The organism is Streptomyces sp. NPDC050549, assembly GCF_040655035.1.
GTDB lineage: Bacteria > Actinomycetota > Actinomycetes > Streptomycetales > Streptomycetaceae > Streptomyces.
Genome location: NZ_JBFAJD010000005.1, coordinates 111,660 through 131,510, shown reverse-complemented (window position 1 = coordinate 131,510; position 19,851 = coordinate 111,660). Strand labels below are relative to the sequence as shown.

At 71.0% G+C, this 19,851-nt stretch carries 21 protein-coding genes and 1 pseudogene; 15 read left to right on the top strand and 7 right to left on the bottom strand.

Features of this window, described 5'->3' with window-relative positions; all coding sequences use genetic code 11:
• Positions 1–64: 64 nt before the first annotated feature.
• Together AB0I51_RS10260 and AB0I51_RS10255 are read right to left on the bottom strand one after the other, a co-directional pair.
• Positions 65–1,444 carry an aspartate aminotransferase family protein gene (locus tag AB0I51_RS10260; RefSeq protein ID WP_362973336.1) on the bottom strand — a complete coding sequence of 460 codons (1,380 nt, stop codon included), beginning with the start codon at positions 1,442–1,444 and terminating at the stop codon, positions 65–67.
• A complete protein-coding gene (locus AB0I51_RS10255) occupies positions 1,429–1,944 on the bottom strand; it encodes an Lrp/AsnC family transcriptional regulator (RefSeq protein WP_026178557.1) in 516 nt (171 codons plus the stop codon). Before AB0I51_RS10255 ends, AB0I51_RS10260 begins: the two co-directional genes overlap by 16 nt.
• 165 nt (positions 1,945–2,109) lie before the next feature.
• Between AB0I51_RS10255 and AB0I51_RS10250 the strand changes: the two genes are divergently transcribed.
• The 4 genes from AB0I51_RS10250 (at position 2,110) to AB0I51_RS10235 (ending at position 5,994) form a co-directional block, all read left to right on the top strand.
• On the top strand, positions 2,110–3,549 hold the full coding sequence (locus AB0I51_RS10250; RefSeq protein WP_362973334.1) for a gamma-aminobutyraldehyde dehydrogenase: 1,440 nt from the start codon (positions 2,110–2,112) through the stop codon (positions 3,547–3,549).
• A 323-nt stretch (positions 3,550–3,872) separates the two neighbouring features.
• Complete coding sequence (locus AB0I51_RS10245) at positions 3,873–4,202, top strand: HAMP domain-containing protein (protein WP_362973332.1); 330 nt, start codon at positions 3,873–3,875, stop codon at positions 4,200–4,202.
• Between the two features lie 11 nt (positions 4,203–4,213).
• Positions 4,214–4,699: a hypothetical protein gene (locus tag AB0I51_RS10240; RefSeq protein WP_362973330.1), complete on the top strand. Its 486-nt coding sequence runs from the start codon at positions 4,214–4,216 to the stop codon at positions 4,697–4,699.
• Positions 4,700–4,803: 104 nt separating this feature from the next.
• Positions 4,804–5,994, top strand: coding sequence for a spermidine/putrescine ABC transporter substrate-binding protein (locus AB0I51_RS10235; protein WP_362973328.1), 1,191 nt, complete (start codon positions 4,804–4,806; stop codon positions 5,992–5,994).
• On the opposite strand, the gene AB0I51_RS10230 is transcribed toward AB0I51_RS10235, so the two are convergent.
• On the bottom strand, positions 5,936–6,454 hold the full coding sequence (locus AB0I51_RS10230) for a MarR family winged helix-turn-helix transcriptional regulator (protein ID WP_362973326.1): 519 nt from the start codon (positions 6,452–6,454) through the stop codon (positions 5,936–5,938). The genes AB0I51_RS10235 and AB0I51_RS10230 overlap by 59 nt on opposite strands.
• Positions 6,455–6,532: 78 nt before the next feature.
• On the opposite strand from AB0I51_RS10230, the gene AB0I51_RS10225 reads away from it, so the two are divergent.
• The 7 genes from AB0I51_RS10225 to AB0I51_RS10195 all read left to right on the top strand — a co-directional run bounded on the left by AB0I51_RS10225 (position 6,533) and on the right by AB0I51_RS10195 (position 10,962).
• Positions 6,533–7,576 (top strand): ABC transporter permease, encoded by a 1,044-nt coding sequence (locus tag AB0I51_RS10225; RefSeq protein WP_362973324.1) that lies wholly within the window; start codon positions 6,533–6,535, stop codon positions 7,574–7,576.
• Positions 7,577–7,678: 102 nt separating this feature from the next.
• On the top strand, positions 7,679–7,939 hold the full coding sequence (locus AB0I51_RS10220) for a hypothetical protein (RefSeq protein WP_362973322.1): 261 nt from the start codon (positions 7,679–7,681) through the stop codon (positions 7,937–7,939).
• A 278-nt stretch (positions 7,940–8,217) separates the two neighbouring features.
• Positions 8,218–8,592 (top strand): sortase-dependent protein, encoded by a 375-nt coding sequence (locus tag AB0I51_RS10215; RefSeq protein ID WP_362973320.1) that lies wholly within the window; start codon positions 8,218–8,220, stop codon positions 8,590–8,592.
• Complete coding sequence (locus AB0I51_RS10210) at positions 8,589–9,251, top strand: class F sortase (RefSeq protein ID WP_362973318.1); 663 nt, start codon at positions 8,589–8,591, stop codon at positions 9,249–9,251. Before AB0I51_RS10215 ends, AB0I51_RS10210 begins: the two co-directional genes overlap by 4 nt.
• An 85-nt stretch (positions 9,252–9,336) precedes the next feature.
• Positions 9,337–9,828 carry an RNA polymerase sigma factor gene (locus AB0I51_RS10205; protein WP_362973657.1) on the top strand — a complete coding sequence of 164 codons (492 nt, stop codon included), beginning with the start codon at positions 9,337–9,339 and terminating at the stop codon, positions 9,826–9,828.
• Positions 9,812–10,282 (top strand): hypothetical protein, encoded by a 471-nt coding sequence (locus AB0I51_RS10200; RefSeq protein ID WP_362973316.1) that lies wholly within the window; start codon positions 9,812–9,814, stop codon positions 10,280–10,282. The genes AB0I51_RS10205 and AB0I51_RS10200 overlap by 17 nt, the downstream gene beginning before the upstream one ends.
• A 155-nt stretch (positions 10,283–10,437) precedes the next feature.
• On the top strand, positions 10,438–10,962 hold the full coding sequence (locus AB0I51_RS10195; protein WP_362973314.1) for a hypothetical protein: 525 nt from the start codon (positions 10,438–10,440) through the stop codon (positions 10,960–10,962).
• Here the strand turns inward: AB0I51_RS10195 and AB0I51_RS10190 are convergent.
• Positions 10,955–12,112, bottom strand: a complete 1,158-nt coding sequence (locus AB0I51_RS10190; protein ID WP_362973312.1) for a serine hydrolase domain-containing protein — start codon at positions 12,110–12,112, stop codon at positions 10,955–10,957. The genes AB0I51_RS10195 and AB0I51_RS10190 overlap by 8 nt on opposite strands.
• 246 nt (positions 12,113–12,358) lie before the next feature.
• Between AB0I51_RS10190 and AB0I51_RS10185 the strand changes: the two genes are divergently transcribed.
• Both AB0I51_RS10185 and AB0I51_RS10180 read left to right on the top strand, forming a co-directional pair.
• A complete protein-coding gene (locus AB0I51_RS10185) occupies positions 12,359–13,660 on the top strand; it encodes an alginate lyase family protein (RefSeq protein WP_362973310.1) in 1,302 nt (433 codons plus the stop codon).
• Positions 13,661–13,703: 43 nt separating this feature from the next.
• Positions 13,704–15,935 carry a sigma-70 family RNA polymerase sigma factor gene (locus AB0I51_RS10180; protein WP_362973308.1) on the top strand — a complete coding sequence of 744 codons (2,232 nt, stop codon included), beginning with the start codon at positions 13,704–13,706 and terminating at the stop codon, positions 15,933–15,935.
• On the opposite strand, the gene AB0I51_RS10175 is transcribed toward AB0I51_RS10180, so the two are convergent.
• Positions 15,902–16,276 carry a helix-turn-helix domain-containing protein gene (locus AB0I51_RS10175; protein WP_362973306.1) on the bottom strand — a complete coding sequence of 125 codons (375 nt, stop codon included), beginning with the start codon at positions 16,274–16,276 and terminating at the stop codon, positions 15,902–15,904. The genes AB0I51_RS10180 and AB0I51_RS10175 overlap by 34 nt on opposite strands.
• A 39-nt stretch (positions 16,277–16,315) precedes the next feature.
• Between AB0I51_RS10175 and AB0I51_RS10170 the strand changes: the two are divergent.
• Positions 16,316–16,986, top strand: a pseudogene (locus tag AB0I51_RS10170) (NAD(P)-binding domain-containing protein).
• On the opposite strand, the gene AB0I51_RS10165 reads toward AB0I51_RS10170, so the two are convergent.
• Together AB0I51_RS10165 and AB0I51_RS10160 are read right to left on the bottom strand one after the other, a co-directional pair.
• Entirely contained in the window at positions 16,970–17,656 is a 687-nt protein-coding gene (locus tag AB0I51_RS10165) for a glycerophosphodiester phosphodiesterase (RefSeq protein WP_362973304.1), read from the bottom strand. The pseudogene AB0I51_RS10170 and the gene AB0I51_RS10165 sit on opposite strands and share 17 nt — an antisense overlap.
• 37 nt (positions 17,657–17,693) lie before the next feature.
• Positions 17,694–18,884: an adenosine deaminase gene (locus tag AB0I51_RS10160; RefSeq protein WP_362973655.1), complete on the bottom strand. Its 1,191-nt coding sequence runs from the start codon at positions 18,882–18,884 to the stop codon at positions 17,694–17,696.
• A 104-nt stretch (positions 18,885–18,988) separates the two neighbouring features.
• Between AB0I51_RS10160 and AB0I51_RS10155 the strand changes: the two genes are divergently transcribed.
• Positions 18,989–19,846: a DUF4190 domain-containing protein gene (locus AB0I51_RS10155; protein WP_362973302.1), complete on the top strand. Its 858-nt coding sequence runs from the start codon at positions 18,989–18,991 to the stop codon at positions 19,844–19,846.
• The last annotated feature ends 5 nt before the right edge of the window (positions 19,847–19,851 follow it).

Below are 19,851 nucleotides of genomic sequence, written 5' to 3'. Positions count from 1 at the left end.
GGGCCGGTGTTGATCATCCAGAAGGAAGATCGGAGCTTCGGGAGGATCGGAACCCTCTGAACGATCAGAGCTTCGTCCAGGCCTCCGTCAGCACCTGGCGGACGATGCCCTCGATCTCGTCGAAGGTCGACTGGTCGGAGATCAGCGGCGGCGACAGCTGGATGACCGGGTCACCGCGGTCGTCGGCGCGGCAGTAGAGGCCGTACTCGAAGAGCTTCTTGGAGACGAAGCCGTAGAGCACGCGCTCCGACTCCTCGTCCGTGAAGGTCTCCTTGGTGGCCTTGTCCTTGACGAGTTCGATGCCGTAGAAGAAGCCGTTGCCGCGGACGTCGCCGACGATCGGGAGGTCGTGCAGCTTCTGCAGGGTCTGCAGGAAGTTGGTCTCGTTGTCGAGGACGTGCTGGTTGAGGCCCTCGCGCTCGAAGATGTCGAGGTTGGCGAGGCCGACCGCGGCGGAGACCGGGTGGCCGCCGAAGGTGTAGCCGTGCAGGAAGGTGTTGTCGCCCTTGTAGAACGGCTCGGCCAGGCGGTCGGAGATGATGCAGGCGCCGATCGGGGAGTAGCCCGAGGTCATGCCCTTGGCGCAGGTGATCATGTCCGGTACGTAGTCGAACTTGTCGCAGGCGAACATCGTGCCGAGGCGGCCGAAGGCGCAGATGACCTCGTCCGACACGAGCAGCACGTCGTACTGGTCGCAGATCTCGCGGACCCGCTGGAAGTAGCCGGGCGGCGGCGGGAAGCAGCCGCCGGCGTTCTGCACCGGCTCCAGGAAGACCGCGGCTACCGTCTCCGGGCCCTCGAACAGGATCTGCTGCTCGATCTGGTCGGCGGCCCAGCGGCCGAAGGCCTCCGGGTCGTCGCCGAAGAGCGGGGCGCGGTAGATGTTGGTGTTCGGGACCTTGTGCGCGCCGGGGACGAGGGGCTCGAACGGGGCCTTGAGGGCCGGGAGTCCGGTGATGGACAGGGCGCCCTGCGGGGTGCCGTGGTAGGCGACCGCGCGCGAGATGACCTTGTACTTGGTGTGCTTGCCCTGGAGCTTGAAGTACTGCTTGGCGAGCTTCCAGGCGGTCTCGACCGCCTCGCCGCCGCCGGTGGTGAAGAAGACCTTGTTCAGGTCGCCGGGCGCGTAGTGCGCGAGACGCTCCGCGAGTTCCACGGCCTTGGGGTGGGCATACGACCAGATGGGGAAGAACGCCAGCTCCTGCGCCTGCTTGGCCGCGGTCTCGGCCAGCTCGGCGCGGCCGTGACCGGCCTGGACCACGAACAGACCCGCGAGACCGTCGAGGTAGCGCTTGCCCTTGTCGTCGTAGATGTAGGTGCCCTCACCACGGACGATCGTGGGAACGGGCGCGTTCTCGTACGAGGACATGCGGGTGAAGTGCATCCACAGGTGGTCGTACGCGGTGCGGCTGAGGTCCTTGCTCACGGTTATCGGGTTCCCCACATGTAGGTCTGCTTCTTGAGCTTCAGATAGACGAAGCTCTCGGTGGAGCGCACTCCGGGCAGTGCCCGGATGCGTTTGTTGATGACGTCCAGCAGGTGGTCGTCGTCCTCGCAGACGATCTCGGCGAGGAGGTCGTACGAGCCCGCGGTCATCACCACGTACTCCACTTCCGGCATGGCCGTCAGCGCGTCCGCCACGTTCTCGACATCGCCCTCGACGTTGACACCGACCATCGCCTGTCTGCGGAAGCCCACGGTGAGCGGGTCCGTGACGGCGACGATCTGCATGACGCCCTGGTCGAGCAGCTTCTGGACGCGCTGGCGCACGGCCGCCTCGGAGAGGCCGACGGCCTTGCCGATCGCGGCGTACGGCCGGCGGCCGTCCTCCTGGAGCTGTTCGATGATGGCGAGGGAGACGGAATCCAGATGCGGAGTCCCGTTCCTGGACTCGCGGGAGTCCCTGTGTTCTGCGCTACGACTGGCCACGGCTTCACTGTGCACGACGTCTCGACCGTTCCGCAAGGCCGCTTCGATGAAATTCGTTGTTTACAAGGTCGAGACTTGCGGATTTCGTAGTCCTGATGCGATCGGGGGTGTTGAAAACGTGGGCCGGGCGATTAGGGTGGGTGTCTCAGTGATTGGACACCTGAACTTGGAGGGCCGGCAGTGAGCACCGAGCTGCGTCGTCTGCGCAATTACATCGACGGTGAGTTCCGGGACGCCGCCGACGGACGGACCACCGAGGTGGTCAATCCCGCGACGGGGGAGGCGTACGCGACCGCGCCGCTGTCCGGGGCGGCGGACGTGGACGCCGCGATGGCGGCCGCCGCCGCCGCGTTCCCGGCCTGGCGGGACGAGACTCCCGCGGCACGGCAGCGGGCCCTGCTGAAGATCGCGGACGCGTTCGAGGAGCGGGCCGAGGAACTGATCGCGGCCGAGGTGGAGAACACGGGCAAGCCGATCGGGCTGACCCGCTCCGAGGAAATCCCGCCGATGGTCGACCAGATCCGCTTCTTCGCGGGCGCGGCGCGGATGCTCGAAGGCCGCTCGGCCGGGGAGTACATGGAGGGCATGACCTCCATCATCCGGCGCGAGCCGATCGGCGTCTGCGCGCAGGTCGCGCCCTGGAACTACCCGATGATGATGGCGGTGTGGAAGTTCGCCCCGGCGCTGGCCGCGGGCAACACGGTCGTCCTCAAGCCCTCGGACACCACCCCCGCCTCCACCGTCCTGATCGCCGAGATCATCGGCTCGATCCTCCCCAAGGGCGTCCTCAACGTCGTCACCGGCGACCGCGACACCGGCCGCCTGATGGTCGAGCACCACACCCCGGCGATGGCCTCCATCACCGGCTCCGTGCGCGCCGGCATGTCGGTCGCCGAGTCCGCGTCCAAGGACCTCAAGCGGGTCCACCTGGAGCTGGGGGGCAAGGCCCCCGTCGTCGTCTTCGAGGACACCGACATCGCCAAGGCCGTCGAGGACATCTCGGTCGCGGGCTTCTTCAATGCGGGCCAGGACTGTACGGCGGCCACCCGCGTCCTCGTCCAGGAGGGCATCCACGACGAGTTCGTGGCCGCGCTCGCGAAGGCGGCCTCCGAGACGAAGACCGGGCAACCGGACGACGAGGACGTGCTCTACGGCCCCCTGAACAACCCCAACCAGCTCAAGCAGGTCTCCGGCTTCATCGAGCGGCTGCCCGCGCACGCCAAGGTGGAGTCGGGCGGCCACCAGGTCGGCGAGAAGGGCTACTTCTACGCCCCGACCGTCGTCTCCGGCCTCAAGCAGGACGACGAGATCATCCAGAACGAGGTGTTCGGGCCGGTCATCACCGTCCAGTCGTTCACGGACGAGGCCCAGGCGATCGAGTGGGCGAACGGCGTCGACTACGCGCTCGCGTCGTCCGTGTGGACGAAGGACCACGCCCGTGCCATGCGCCTGTCCAAGGCGCTCGACTTCGGCTGCGTGTGGATCAACACCCACATCCCGCTCGTCGCGGAGATGCCGCACGGCGGCTTCAAGAAGTCCGGCTACGGCAAGGACCTTTCGGCCTACGGCTTCGAGGACTACACGCGGATCAAGCACGTGATGACGTCGCTGGGCGAGTAGCGCTCACCAGCACAAGTGCGCGGCCCCGGACGCGAGTTGATCCGTCCGGGGCTGTGCTGTTCCCCCTCTGTTTCCCCCTCCGGACGGTCAGGCGTTCTCGGAAGCGCGGGTGAGGGAGGGCAGCACAACGGGTCCGGGCAGGCCAACGGCACCGTCGAGAGGCCGAAGTTGACGACCGGAGGGCCCGGTCCCGGCGTGGCGCACAGCGTCACCGCCATCGTCACCGCCGCGCGCGGACCAGCGGCACCAGATGTTTGTCGAGGCCTGTGTCGCGCTCGCGGTGATGGCGCTCGCCTCGCTCGCGCCGGCTGGTGGCCGGCCGGGTGCTGTCGCCGCTGTGCACGATGACGGCCTCGGCGAGCCGGATCTCCGCCGGCAACCTGCACGAACGGCTCGCGGTACCCGGTCCCGACGACGAGTTGAAGGCGGTGGCGGACACCTTCGACGCCGTACTGGCGCGGCTGGAGGGCGCGTTCGAGGCGCACAAGCAGTTCGTCGCCAACGCCTCGCACGAACTGCGCACCCCGCCCACGCTCCAGCAGGCGATCGTGGACGTCACCCTCGCCGACCCTGACACCTCGGTGCCGGCCCTGCGGGCGGCGCCGGCCCGGGTGCGTGGGCGGCCGGGCAGGAGCAGGAGCAGGAGCGGCTGATCGACGCGCTGTTGACTCTCGCACGCAGCCAACGCGGGCTGGAGGCAGGGGAGTTCGTGGATCTCGCGACGGTCGCGGAGGAACGGCTGCGGGGCGTGGAGCTGTCCGTGCGGGCCCGGCTCGAATCCGCTCCCGACCTCGGCGATCCGCAGCTCGTCGAGCGGCTGGTCGTCAACCTCACCGACGACGCCGTACGGCACAACCTCCCAGCGGGGGAGGGAAGTTGGGTGAGCGTGTGGACGGGGGTCGATGCGCGGGGGCGGCCCGGGCTGCGGATCGAGAACAGCGGGCCGGTGATTCCGGCCGACCAGGCCGCCGGGGCTGTTCCAGCCGGCGGTCGTTGTCGCCGCGCACGGCGGACGGGTGCGGGCGCGGACCCGTCCGCAGGGCGGGCTGGTGGTGGAGGTGAGCCTGCCGCCGTACGCCCCGACGGAGCACCGGCGCCCGGCCCCCGGGGCGGTCGGAGTCCCGCACTCCGCACCGGTCGTGTGAACTGACGGTTACTTGACAGACAACCGATCGACAAGGTGTCGGGTCCGCGAGTACCCGCTGGACGCGGCGTCCATTGATCGGCCCCGGGTCGGCACGTCATGCTGCGCGGGTGCCCAAGACTCCGAAGCCGTACTCGCCCTCCCGCCGCTCCACGCTGCGCGCGGTCGGCTCCGCCGCCGCGCTCGGCGCCCTCGCCGGGTGCGGTGTGCCCGCCGCCTATGTGAAGGCGGGCGACCGTGCAGGTGCCGATCTGTCCGCCCAGGACAAGCGGCTGACCTGGGCGAACTGGCCGCTGTACATCGACACCGATGACAATGACGCGACCAGGCGGCCCACGCTCGAGGCCTTCGAGAAGCGCACCGGGATCTCCGTCGACTACATCGAGGAGATCAACGACAACGACGAGTTCTTCGGCAAGATCAGCCCGGCCCTGATGAACCACCAGCAGACCGGCCGCGACCTGATCGTCATGAGCGACTGGATGTGCGCGCGGTTCGTCCGCCTCGGCTGGGTCCAGCGGATGGACCGGGCTGCGCAGCCCAACGTGGCGAAGTACCTCGACCCGCAGCTCAGCTCGCCGGCCTTCGACCCGGGCCGCCGGTACACCGTGCCGTGGCAGTCGGGCATCACCGGCATCGCGTACAACCACCGCAAGCTCGGCCGCGAGATACGGCACGTCTCCGACCTGTGGGCGAGCGACCTCAAGGGCCGGGTCACGCTGCTCTCCGGGCTCGACGAGGCGTTCGCGCTGCTGATGCAGGGCAACGGCGTCGACATCACCAAGTGGAAGGCCGCCGACTTCCACAAGGTGTGCGACCAGGTGCAGACGCAGATCAGCAGGAAGCAGATCCGCCGCTTCACCGGCAACGACTACACCAAGGACCTGGTCAGCGGCGACGTCCTGGCCTGTCAGGCGTACTCCGGCGACGTGATCCAGCTCCAGGCCGACAACCCGGACATCCGCTTCGTCGTCCCCGAGGAGGGCGCCGAGCTCTGGGCGGACTCCCTGATGATCCCGGACCTGGCCGGCCACAAGACCAACGCCGAGAAACTGATCGACTACTACTGCGACCCCGAGGTCGCCGCCGAACTCGCCGCCTGGGTCAACTACGTCTGCCCCGTCCCCGCCGCCCAGGACGTCCTGGCATCCTCCAAGGACAAGGACACCGCGGCCCTCGCCGAAAACCCCCTGATCTTCCCGGACGCCACGATGCGCAGGCACCTCGCCATCGCGCGGGACATCACGTCTGCGGAACGGGTGGAGTTCGCGAAGGAGTGGAACAAGATCGTGGGGTTGTAGGGGGCACTTCATCCGTGCCGCCGCCCTCCAGGGCCGACGGGTTCAGTGACGCCAGCAGCTTGAGCAGCAGCGCGTGCGCCTGCTCCTGCTCGGCCGGTGTCAGGGCCTGGAGCGCCTCCGCGTGGGCCGCGTCCACCGTCTCGGCGGCCTGGGCCGCGAGGCGCACACCGGCCTCGGTGGCGTGCAGGCGCTGGGTGCGCCGGTCGCCCGGCGTGGTCCGGCGCTCCAGCATCCCCCGCTCCACGAGTCCGTTGACCGCGGTCCCCATGGACTGCGGGGTGATCGCCGCCCGCCGTGCCGCGGTCGCGCTGGAGACCCCCGGATCGAGCACGGCCTGCATCAGGGCCCGGTGCTGGGCGAGGGTCAGCCGGAGCGGGCGCAGGGCGCGCTCCATCCGGGCCGCCATGATCTGGCCGATCTGCCAGGTGACGTAGCCGGTGCGGCGGTCGGGGTGGTTCACAGGGTGGACCTCTTTTGTAAGGCAGCTGATTGTGATGTACAAATATTATCAGTTGCCTTCTAATCTAGGACGCCCCCGATGTCCCAGCAAGTCGCCACCCGACCGCCGCACAAGCACGCCCTCGACGTGGCCCACCCGCCCCCCGGCCCCGGAAACACGCGCGCCGTGCTGCTCCCCGTCGCGGTCGTGCTGCTGATCGGCACCGTGTTCGTCAGCGTCTACCTCGCCGCCTTCCACGCCCCGCGCCCGCACCAACTCCGCGTCGGCACAACGGAGATAGGCACGTCCCAGGCCCAGCTGAGCCGCGACCTGGAGCGGGTCGCCCCGGGCGGCTTCACCGTCGAGACCTACCCCGACGAGACCGCCGCCCTGAACGCCGTACAGGACCGGAAGGTCTACGCCGCCTACCTCGGCGACGGGAAACTCCTCTACGGCAGCGCGAACGGCGCCGCCGTCACCGCGACCGTGACCACCGCCTTCGGCTCCGTCGCCCACGCCGAGCACCACGAACTCGCCGTGGAGGACGTGGCCCCGGCGGCGGCGGGCGACACCCGCGGTCTCTCCGTCTTCTACGCGGCCTTCGGCCTGGTCCTCGCGGGCTACCTCTTCGGCATGACCACCTACCAGCTCGCGCCCCGCCTCCAGTACCGCCGGCGGATGGCCAGCCTGGCCCTGTTCGGCATCGTCGGCGGACTGCTGATCGCGACCATCGCCGGCAGTACCGGCTTCGGCGCGCTGCCCGGCTCCTTCCTGCCGCTCGTCACGGTCATCGCGCTGATGGGCGCGGCGGTCGGCGGCACGACCATGGTGCTGCTGCGGCTGTTCGGCTCGGCCGGCGTCAGCCTCGCCTCGATCCTCATGCTGATCCTCGGCAACAGCAGCAGCGGCGGCATCATGCCGGCGGCCTACCTCCCCGGCTGGCTGCGCCCGCTCTCCGAGATCCTGCCGGTCGGAGTCGGCGTCCGCGCGATGCAGGGCCTGTCCCGCTTCCAGAACGACGGCCTCACCCGCGCCCTGGTGATCCTCCCGGTGTGGGTACTCGGCGCCGCCCTCGTGCTCTACCTCAAGGACGTGTACCGCCGCGACACCCCGGCCCCGGAACAGGCCGCCGTGCCCGCGTGAAGCGGTCAACTCCCCTGCTCGGGCGCGCACTGGGCTCGACGCCGTACGAGGGGACCGGGCCGCCGGTGCCGTCACCGGAGTCTCGACCCGGGGGAGCCCGCCATGCCCACGGAATTCGCCGCCAGGGTCTTCGCCCTGGTCGACGGGACCGACGCCGTCGGCTTCCGCCGCTCATTCGCGTTACAGGGCCGGATGCGCCTCGGGAACGCCGCACCGATGACCGGACCCGAGGAGGCAGCGGCCGGCGTCGGCGCCTCCTTCAGCACCATCAAGGGGCTGCGCCACAAGGTGGTCCGTGAGTGGTGCACCGGCGCCGACGCCATCGTCGAGGAGACCGTCGACCACTTCCGGCTGACCGGCTGACCGGCGACACCGTCACCGTCCCCCGCCGTCACCATGTGGCACATCGACGAGACCGGCCTCGTCGACGACTTCTGCGTCTACGTCGACCTCGCCCAGCTCTCCGCCCGAGCCCCGCGGAACAGCGGGCGCGGTGAGTGAAGTCCCGTACGCCTCCAGGACTTTGCCCGCTCTTTACAACCCGCCCTTCCCCCGCCTCGTCTCTCCGCTCGATCCGCGACCCGCCCCGCCGGTGCACCACCGGCGGACCCGGCGGGCCGGCCGACGAGAGAGAGCGATTCATGCGCCGAACTGTCCTCAGCGCCATGGCACTCGCGTGCGGCGCCGTACTGGCGAGCACCGTGCCCGCGTTCGCCCACGGGGCATCCGCGTCGCCCACCCGCGCCGCGACCGCCGCGCCGACCAGGGCGCCGTCCCCGGTCCCCAGCGGCACCGCCGCCCCCACCCGGAGCCCGAGCACCGAGCCCTCCGCCGAACCGACCGTGGCGCCGAGCCAGGTCGCCACCGTCCCGCGCGGCGCCCCGGACACCGGTGTCGCGCCGGTGTCGAAGTCGTCCGACCTGTCGACCGCGCTGATCGGCGGAGGAGCCGCCGCGGCCGTCGTCGGTGGCGGCGCCTTCGTCGTCGTACGGCGCCGGAGGGCGACCGGGGCATGACCTCGCTCTCCAGGCGCGCCTTCGTCACGGCGTCGGCGGCGGCCCTGCTCACCGGCTGCGCCGGCGGACACGGGACCGACCCGGCCGCGAACTCCTCCGCGAACTCCACTGCGAATCAAGGGAGTTCGGGGCAGGGGAGTTCGCAACAGGGCGGTCCCACGCCTTCGGCGGGGTCCGGCACCAAGGTGGTGCACGCCCTCGCGCGGTCCGCCCCGGTCACCCTGCGCGTCCCGGCCATCGGGGTCGACACCCCGGTCGTGCGGCTGGGGCTGGCCTCGGACGGCACCGTGCAGGTGCCGCCGATCACGGCGCACGACCGGGCGGGCTGGTACCGGTACTCACCGACCCCCGGCGCGTCCGGGCCGTCGGTGATCCTCGGGCATGTGACGGTCGGCACGTACGGGGACGGGGTCTTTCGCCACCTCGCGCGGCTGCGCGCGGGAAACCGGATCGACGTGGTCCTGGAGAACGGCACGACGGCCGTGTTCGCCGTCACCGAGGTGCGGACGGTCGCCAAGGCCGACTTTCCGTCGGACGAGGTGTACGGGAATGTGAACCGCCCCGAACTGCGGCTCATCACCTGTGGCGGGACCCGTACCGGTACGGGCTATCTCGACAACGTGATCGTCTTCGCGGCGCTGACCGCCGCGAGTCCCTGATCCGGTCCGGATCCCGGACCGCCGGAACCCCCGCCGGCGGTCCGGGGTCTTCCTCCGTGAACCTCACCACCCCCTACGGAGCATGTTGAAACGGTCCCGCGAGAGGGCAGCGTCCGAACTGTTCGCCGCCGTCTACCCGCGCCTCGCCGGCTGGTGCCGCCGGCTCGTCGACGACGACGAGACGGCCCACGAGATCGCCTCCGAGGCCTTCACCCGGCTCTGGGCCCGCTGGACGAAGGTCGCGGAACCGCGCGGCTTCCTCTACGTCACCGCGGCCAACCTCGTTCGGGACCACTGGCGCAAACTGGAGCGCGAGCGCCGGGCCGTGCGCCGCGCCACCACCGAGGAAGCGATACGACCGCCCACCGAACAGACCGACCCGTCCGTACGGCTGCTCGTCCAGTCGCTGCCGGAACGACTGCGCGTCCCGATCCTCCTGCACTACTACGCTGACATGCCGATCCGGGAGGTGTCCGTGCTGACCGGGCGCAAGGAAGGAACCATCAAGGCCGACCTCCACGCGGCCCGCGAAATGCTCCGAGCCCATCTGAGGAGAAGCCTTGACCACACACTTTGACGAGGAGGACGAGGGGCGGGAGTCCGACTTCGCCCTCGACGACCCCCTCACGGTCATCCTGCGGCCCTCCTCCGCCGAGTACCTGGGCCCGCCCCCCGGCCGCTACGAGTCGATCCGCCGCGGCGCGCACCGCCGCCGCCTGCTCCGCGCGGCGGCCGGCGCCGGCGCGACCTGCGCGGTCCTCGTCCTCGCCGCCCTCCCGTTCCGCCTGGCCCACCACGACTCACCCGTGACCCCCACGGTCCCGCTCGCCCCGCCCCCCGCGAGCAGCAGTCCTACGACTCCGCCGACCCCGCCCGCCACCAAGGCACCCACCTCCACCCCCGGCGCGGAGTCGAGCCGTGCGAGCATCCCCACCACGGAACCGTCCAGGGCCCCCACGGCATCGCCATCGGCCTCATCCATGTCCCGGACCCTGGCGCCCTCGCCGGCCGGACAGACCCGCTTGCCGTAACTCCCGCGTCCCCCCGTCGAGCGACAGTCCTCCGGCCGCCTGCTCCAAGACCACGCGCGGCTTCGCCCAGGAACACGACCTGGACTTCTGAGGGAAGCCTCGGGATCTCGGGAAGAGGTTTTGAACGCGTTCAAATATCGGCGTAGGCTGCCGCCATGAACGACAGAGCCGCCCTCCTGAAGGGCATCCGTGCCTGGCTTGCCCTGTTCGTCGTCTGTCTTGTGCTCAGCGGCGCCACCGCCTTCCCGCTGGTCCACGAACTCCGCTGGACCGAGGACGTGTTGACGTCCCTGTCCGTACCGCACCACCTGCCCGCCCTCGCGGACTGGATCGAGCGCGTACGCCAGGGACTCGACACCGCCGACACCGACTACCCCTTCCTCCTCTACGGCACGGACTGGCTGGCCTTCGCACACCTCGTCATCACGGTCGCCTTCTACGGCCCCTACCGCGACCCGGTCCGCAACATCTGGGTCGTCGAGTTCGGGATGATCGCCTGCGCCGGGATCGTTCCGCTCGCCCTGATCTGCGGACCGATCCGCGGAATTCCCCTGTGGTGGACGGTGATCGACATGTCCTTCGGGGTCCTCGGAATCGTCCCGCTGTACGTCGTCCGGAAGAAGATCAAGCGGCTGGAGGCGGTACTCGCGCCAACTCCCGCCCCCGCACCGGCTACTTGAGTGCCGCCAGTGCGATCCGCATCGCGACCGCGTTCATCGACTCGCCCTTGGCGTCCGTCGAGCCGACGGAGTACACGAGGGTGCGGGAGAGGTCGCGGGTGGCGAGGACCACGGCGCTGTAGCCGTACCTGGCACCGGACTTGAGCCAGTACACCTTCCCGCCGTACTCGAAACGCTGGAGCCCGGCGCTGTAACTGGCGCCCTCGACACCGGCCGGCACCGTGAACATCTCCTTCAGCTGCGGCCCCGGCACGATCCGCCCCCGGAACAGCGCCGTGATCAGCCGCTCCAGGTCGGCGGTCGTCGAGATCATGTCGCCGGCCGCCCACCGGTCCGCCTGGTTCCAGTCGGTGACGTCGACGAACTCCGTTGTGCCGTCGGCCTGTTGGACCACCTGGTAACCGTGGTTGTGCGGGCCCCGGATGCGCGGGTCGGTGCCGGGGAAGTACGTGTCCCGCATGCCCGCGGGCCGCAGCACGAGCCGCGTGGCCTCCGAGGCGTACGAGTGTCCCGTCACCTTCTCGATCAGCAGGCCGAGGATCGTGTAGTTGATGTTGAGGTAGTCCTGCCGCGTGCCAGGCCGGAACTCGGGCCCCTTCGCCACCGCCGACGCGACCACCTGCCGGGGCGTGAGCGTGTCGAAGCGGTGCGCGTACTGGTCCTCGAAGGCGTCCCCGAAGCCGTCACCGGCCTGGATACCACTGGTGTGGTTCAGCAACTGCCCTACGGATATGGGCTCGAAGGCCTTCGTGAGCAGCCCCGGCAGATAGCGCTGGACCGGTGTGTCCAGGTCGACCTTCCCCTGCGCCGCCAGCCGCAGCACGGTCGCCGCCGTCACCACCTTCGTCGTCGAACCGGCCCGGAAACGGGCGTCGGGATCGGCGGCGGCCCCGCTCTCCAGATCGTGCACCCCGGCACTCCCGCGCCAGCTCCCGTCCGTCCCGCCCACCCGCACGAGAGCCGCCGTGGCATCCGCGTCCGGCAGCCCGGCGAGCGCGGCCCGCAGCGCCACGGTGTCCGGACCGGCCGTCCCCCGTATGGCGGTTGAGGGTGACGGGGACACGGCGAACGCGGGTGCGGCCAGCGGTCCGGCCGCGAGGGCGAGGACGAGCGAGGCGGTGAGGACGGTGGTGCGACGGCGGGTGCGCATCGGCTGCTCCTGAGTTCTCCGGTGGCTGTCGGTGATCAGCCTCATCGCCCGCGGCCGTCCGTGGATCGTCGGCGAGGAGGGCACCCACCCCTGGCGTCACCCGGACCAACTCCCTTGCGAAACAAGGGTTTTACCGGGGTTACCCCCTACGGGATCCAACTCGGCGCCGCAAAAACTGTTATCGCCGGAGCCATCACCCCGTCTCCCTCTGCGTCCCCCGTTTCCTCACGCACCGGAGCCACCCACATGGCAACGAACGCACCCGGGCCGACCGACGCCCGCAAGCCCGCCAACAAGCACCGCCTCACCCGCCGGGGCCTGTTCACGCTCGGCGGCGGAGTCGCGGCGGCGGGCGTCGTCGGCGGCGGGATCGCCGCGTTCTCCGGAGGCGGCGCGGATGCCGCGCAGCCCGGCCCGGCCATCGGCACCGCCACCGCCCGGCCGCAGGCCCTGACCCACCCGGGCATGCTGCACAACGCCGGCGACCTGCACCGCGCCAAGGTCCGGATCGCCGCCCGCAAGGACCCCTGGCTGAAGGGCTGGACCCGGCTCACCGGCAACCCGCACTCCGCGAGCACCTGGCAGCCCCGCCCGCAGGCCGTCGTCGTACGCGGCGGCACCGGCCAGAACTACGGCATCCTCTACAACGACATCCACGCCGCCTACCAGAACGCCCTGCGCCGGCAGATCGGCGGCACCAAGGCCAACGGCGACACGGCCGTCGCCATCCTCAACGCCTGGTCGGCCACCCTCACCTCGGTCAACGGCAACGCCGACCGCTTCCTGGCCTCCGGCATCTACGGCTACCAGTTCGCCAACGCGGCCGAACTCGTCCGCGACCACCCCGACTTCGAGTTCGCCCGCTTCAAGAAGATGCTGCGCACCGTCTTCACGCCGATGAACACCGACTTCCTCACCAACCACAACACCGCCAACATCACCAACTACTGGGCGAATTGGGACCTGTGCAACGTCGCCTCCCTCATGGCGACCGGCATCCTGTGCGACGACCGGGCCACCTTCGAACGCGCGGTGACCTATATGAAGTCCGGTGCGGGCAACGGCTCGTTCAAGCACGCCATCCCCTTCGTCTACAGCGGCCAGAACCTCGCCCAGTGGCAGGAGAGCGGCCGGGACCAGGGCCACACCATGATGGGCATGGGCCTCATGGGCGCGATCTGCGAGATGGCCTGGAACCAGGGCGTCGACCTCTACGGCTACCTCGACAACCGGTTCATGAAGGCCGCCGAGTACGTCGCCAAGTACAACCTCGGCGCGGCCGTGCCCTTCACGACGTACGCCTGGCGCAGCGGCCAGGGCGCCGGACGCTACGCGGAGCAGCCTGTGATCTCCGACATAGCCCGGGGAACCGTTCGCCCGGTTTGGGAGATTCTGCACAACCACTACGCCCGCCGACGCCGTCTGACCACCCCGTTCATCACCCTGATGGCTGAGAAGGTGCGTGTGGAGGGCGGTGGCGGCGACTACGGGCCCAACAGCGGCGGCTACGACCAACTCGGATTCGGGACGCTTCTGTACAGCAAGTGACACCGTCGTACACCGAGTGACACCGGGGAGGGTGAGAGGCGACATGGACGGACGGCAGTGGCACTCCACCATCGAGGCGGCGCAGGCCGGTGACCGGCGGGCGCTGGACGAACTGGTCGCGGGCTGGCTGCCGTTGGTCTACAACGTGGTCGGCCGCGCCCTCAACGGCCATGCCGACGTGGACGACGTGGTCCAGGAGACGATGCTCCGCGCCGTCGACCACCTGGGCTCGCTCCGCGGCCCCGACAGCTTCCGGTCCTGGCTGGTCGCGATCGCCATGCGCCAGATCCGGGACCGGGCCCGCCGCCGCAGGTCCCCCGACCAACTCCCGGACGGACTGCCGGGCGACGCCGCCGACTTCGCCGAACTGACCGTCCTCCGGCTCCAGTTGGAGGGCCAGCGACGCGAGGTCGCCGAAGCCGTCCGCTGGCTCGACGACGAGGACCGCCAACTCCTCTCCCTGTGGTGGCTGGAGGTCGGGGGCGAACTCACCCGCCGCGAACTGGCCTCGGCCGTCGGCATCAGCCGCCAGCACGCGGCGGTCCGCGTCCAGCGCATGAAGGAACGCCTGGAGACCGCCCGGGCCATCGTCCGCGCCCTCGACGGCGCCTGCCCCGAACTGCGCGAGGTCACCGCCCGCTGGGACGGCCGCCAGGACTCGGTCTGGCGCAAACGCCTGGCCCGCCACCTGCGAGGCTGCACCTACTGCGGCGACCCCCGAGAGTCCGTCGTACCCGCGGAACGCCTCCTCGTCGGCATCGCCCTGGTCCCCCTCCCGATCGGCTTCACCCTGGCACTGGCCTTCGGCACGAAGACGGCGGCGGCTGCGACGGGGTTGGCGGGGGCGGCTTTCGCGGCGGGGGCGAGTGGGATGGGCGGGGTGAGCGGGGCAGCTGGTGCAGCCGGGGCTGCTGGTGCGGGCGGCTCTGTGGGGGCGGCTGGCTTCGCGGGATCGGCCGGGGCGGCGAGTACAGCCGGTTTCGCCGGCTCGGCTGGCGCCTCGGGCGTCGCGGGCGCGGCCGGGACGGCTGGAGCGGCGGGCAGCGCGGGTGCGGCCGGTGCCGCGCACGCTGCCGGGGCCGTGGGTTCGGCGGGGGTCGCGGGGGCTTCAGGTGCGGCGCATGCCGCCGGGACCGTAGGCGCCGCGGGAGCTTCGGGCCTCGCCGGCTCCACGGGATTGTCCGGAGCCGCGGGCGCCGCTGGTACGGCCGGGGGTGCGGGAGCTTCGGGTTTCGCAGGGTCCGCCGGGGCAGCCGGCTCGGCGGGCGCTGTGCACGGGGCAGGCTCCGTGGGTTCGGCGGGCGCGGCCGGTGTTTCCGGTGCCGTGGGCTCCGCCGGAACCGCCGCCGGTGCGGCGGGAACCGTCGGCTCGGCCGGTGGGTCCGCCGGCTGGTCGGCCAAGGTGCTCGGGCTGCTGACCAAGCCCGCCGTCGCCGTGACGGCAGGGGCGACGATCGCGGCGGGCGGCGTCTACGCAGCCACCCACACCCCGAACACCCCGCCCCCGAGAACCCTGACCCCCACGGCGACGGCCGGAGCCCTCCACGCCCCGTCCGCCACCGCGACCACCGCACCCCCCTCCCCGTCAGGATCCCCCTCCCCGTCCCCTTCCCCATCGAAGACGACGACCGGACCGTACGGTTCGGTCGTCGACGCCGTGGACCGGGCCCCGAATCCCGACACCCCGCCCGCGGCCCTCCCGCACCGCCCGGCCTCCGGCCTCACCAGCACCGGCGGCGCCCACGCCACCATGAACCACCGCGGGGACAACGTGACGCTCAGCGGCCAGGGCTACGTCCTCGTACGCTGGCAGGTCTCACCGCAGTACCGCTCCGGCGCGCTGGTCATGCCGAGTTGGACCGCCCTGAAGGGCAAGCTCTTCCACGTGGCCTCGGGCGGCGGCCGTCGCATGGACGACCCGGTCAGCACCACCGACCCCACCGCCACCGGCATGGGCAACAAGACCACCGGCTACGACGTCCTGCCCACCGGCACCCAACAGATGTGGCAGAACGAGTACTTCTACGTCGACGGCAGCGTCACCCTCACCGTCAACGAACGCGGCGCCGACTACGGCCTCAACGTCTTCCCCACCACCTGGGACGCCGTGGAGCAGGACATCACCACCGGCCCCACCCAGGGCGCGACCCGCTACGGTCTGACCCGCGACACCGGAAAGGACGACGCCCCGGTACCCCAGTACCTCACCCGCGCCACCCCGGCCGACCCGGCGACGGTAGCTCAGGCCTCCCGGGTCCGACCGCCCCGCGTGTAGTCGTCCTGCGCGGCCATGACCTCGTCCCCGTGCTCGAAGGCCCAGGCCCCGAACGCGTCGATCGGTTCGAGCAACGTCCGCCCCAGCGCGGTGAGTTCGTACTCCACCCGCGGCGGCGAACCACCGTAGGACCGCCGCGCCACCAGCCCGTTGAACTCCAGCCGCCGCAGCGTCTCCGTCAGCACCTTCTGGCTGATCCCGCCGATCCGCCCACGCAGCTCCCCCGGCCGCAGCGGACCGTGCCGCAGCGCCCAAAGCGCCACACGGTTCCAGGTGTTGCCCAACAGGTCGAAGGCGAGCCGGGCCCGGCAGTCGGCGAGAAACACGGGCTCGGAGGTCACGCACCACCTGGTGCCCGAGCCGCTTCCTACTGTCGTGCCATGCGAATCGGAATCCTCGGCACAGGCGGAATGGCGGACGCGCTGGGCGCGCAATGGCGGCGGTCCGGACACGAAGTACTGTTCGGCGGCCGGGACTTGGCGCGGGCGGAAGCTCTCGCGCGCCGCTGGGGCGGCTATCACGGCACCCTCCACCGGGCCGCCGAATTCGGCGCCGACGCCGTACTGATGGCACTCCCGTCGCAGGCGGCCGTCGAGGTCGCCCGCCAACTCCCTCTCGCCGGAAGCGTGTTGATCGACTGCACGAACCCCGTCGGCGAAGGCTTCCGGCTGCTCACCGCGGGCGCCCCCTCCGCCGCCGGACAACTCGCCACCGCAGCAGGCCCCGAGACGCACGTAGTCAAGGCGTTCAACCTCTGCCACGAGGACGTCTGGCGCCTGACGCCGCCGGTGTTCGACGGCCGCCCCCTGGGCGTCCCCCTGAGCAGCGACAACGAGCAAGCCCTCGCGGTCGTACGGCAGTTGGTGCGGGACATGGGCTGCAAACCTTTCGCGGCGGGGGTGTTGGATCAGGGGCCCCGCTACTGGAGGCGACCGCCGCGCTGCTCATCCGGCTGTGGGCGGGGGAGGGAGTGGACGCTCAATCCATCGCCCCGCCGGGGGAGTTCGCGGGACCGCGTGCCCCGGCCACCGCCCTCACCCCCTCTTCCTGAGCCCGCACAGGACGCCGACGCGGTTCGTGGTGATGGAGTCGACGCCCAGGTCGAGCAGTCGGCGCATCGAACGCCGGGTGTCGGGGGTCCAGACCGACAGGAGGTAACCGTCACGGTGGACCCGGGCGACGAGGTCCCGGTCCACCAGCGTGAAGCGGTAGTTGAGCCAGCGCGGCCGTACCGCTTCCAGCACCGCGGGGCGCGGCGGCGCGAGCGAGGTCCAGGTGAGGGCGATCTCGGCGGACGGATCGGCCGCGCGCACGGCGAGCATCGTGTCGGCGCCCGCGCAGTAGTACGCCCGGTCGTCCGCCCCGTACTCGCGGATCACGTCCACGACCCGGCGCACGGCCCGCGGGTCGGCCGCGCCGGGCAGGTCGACCATCACCCGGCTGCCCTCGGTCGCGGCCAGCGCCTCCACCAGCGTCGGCACGCCGCCGTCCGTGAGCCCGCGCACCTCGTCCACCGACAGCGACTTCAGCGGCCGGTCCACTTCCCACAGCCGTTGCAGCGTCTCGTCGTGCAGCAGCACGGGCACGCCGTCGCGGGTCACTCGTACGTCGAACTCGACGGTGTCCGCGCCCTGTTCGAGCGCGGACCGCAGCGAGTCGACGGTGTTCTCACGGGCACGGTAGGGGTCGCCGCGATGGCCCACGGCGGTCACGTTCTCCATGGGTTCATTGTGCTGGTTGTCGCGGGAGCGCCGACCGTCAGGGCGCGAGCCACGCCGAGGTGTAGGTGTCGATCTCCTCGGTGATGCGGGACTTCCCTGCCGTGTCCAGGAAGGAGGCCGCCACGGCGTTCTTCGCGAGGTCGGCGACACCGCGTTCGTCGAGGTCGAGGAGGCGGGCGGCCACCGCGTACTCGTTGTTCAGGTCGGTGCCGAACATCGGCGGGTCGTCGGAGTTGATCGTGACGAGGACCCCCGCCCGGGTGAACTCCTTGATGGGGTGCTCGTCGAGGGTGCGGACCGCGCGGGTGGCGATGTTGGAGGTCGGGCAGACCTCCAGCGCGATGCCGTGCTCGGCGAGATGGGCGAGCAGCTTGGGGTCCTGCGCGGAACTGGTGCCGTGTCCGATGCGCTCGGCGCGCAGCTCGTTGAGCGCGTCCCACACCGTCTCGGGCCCGGTGGTCTCACCGGCGTGCGGCACGGAGCGCAGTCCGGCCGCGATGGCCTGGTCGAAGTAGGGCTTGAACTGCGGCCGGGGCACGCCGATCTCCGGCCCGCCGAGCCCGAACGACACCAGCCCCTCCGGGCGCAGCCGGTCGTCGGTGGCCAGCCGCACCGTCTCCTCGGCGGACTCGATCCCGGCCTCACCGGGAATGTCGAAGCACCACCGCAGCACGGTCCCGAACTCGGCCTCGGCCGCCTTGCGGGCGTCCTCGATCGCGTCCATGAACGCCCGCTCGTCGATCCCGCGCCGCGTCGACGAGAACGGCGTGATGGTCAGCTCGGCGTACCGCACCTGCTGCCGGGCCATGTCCCGGGCGACTTCGTACGTCAGCAGCCGCACGTCTTCAGGCGTGCGAATGAGGTCGACCACAGAGAGGTAGACATCGATGAAGTGCGCGAAGTCCGTGAAGCTGAAGTAGTCGGCCAGAGCCTCGGGGTCGGTGGGCACCGTGGAGTCGGAGTGCCGGGCGGCCAGCTCCGAGACGATCCGCGGGGAGGCGGAGCCGACGTGATGAACATGCAGCTCGGCCTTGGGCAGCCCGGCGATGAAGGCATGCAGCTCGCGGGCCTGACCGGCGGCGGGTACGGCGCTGTGGTCGGACAAGGTTCCTCCCCGGAACGGCGCCCCGGGCAGTGCCGTACGGGACGCGGGTGATCGGCTGATCGATGACTCGGGATCATCGTAGGCGGGGGTGGGAGGGGACGGGGTGGGGGTGGCGGCGGCCATGCCGGCGGGCGGCGGCACCCGTCCCCGCCCGTGTGGCGGAACCGTCACGTGAACGCTCTAGCATGGTCCGCCTGACGGTCGACCGACGGGGACGGGGACGGGACATGGGGGACCAGACACAGCCGGACGGCGGCACGGGAGCGAACGACGACCCGTGGGCACCCCCGGAGAGCAGGCCGTCACTGGACAAGCGCGCACAGCCGCCCGCCCCCGGACCACAGCCCTACCCGCCGGCCCCCGGACGGCGGTCGCCCCCGCAGGACCAGCCACCCGCCGCTGCCCAGCCCCAGCAGTCGCCGCAGTCGCCGTCCCTGCACTACCAGCCCACCATGACCGCCTTCCCGTCCAACGGCTTCGCCCCACCGGCCTCCGGTGCGCCCGGAACCCCGCCCGCCTCCGGCGCGCCAGGGGTCCCGCACCCTTCCGGCGCACCCGGCTACGGCCACCCCGGCACGCCCCCCGGTCTTCCGGGCTACGGCACCCATGGTTACGGCATCCCCGGTTACGGCCCGCCCAACGCCCCCGGCGGACCCGGTATGCCCGGCGTCCCGGGAATGCCCGGCGGTTACGGCCATCCCGGCTACCCGCAGGGCTACGGCTGGCCCGGTATGCCGATGGCCCCGCAGAACAACCTGGGCACCGTGGCCCTGGTGCTGGGCATCCTGTCCTGCTGCCTGTTCTGCATCTACGGCATCGTCTCCCTGGTCCTCGGCATCATCGCCGTCGTCCTCGGCGTCAAGGGCAAGAAGCGGGCCGACCGTGGCCAGGCCACGAACCGGGGTCAGGCCCAGGCGGGTCTGATCACGGGCATCGTCGGCATCATCCTCGGCCTCGCGGTGATCGCAGCGCTGGGCATCAGCATCGCGGTCTACGAGCGAGAGAAGGACCGCAAGGACTCCGACTCGACCTCGTCCTACAACTCCGCCCCCAGCCTGCGGGCCCCGATCCCGACCCGGCACTGACCACA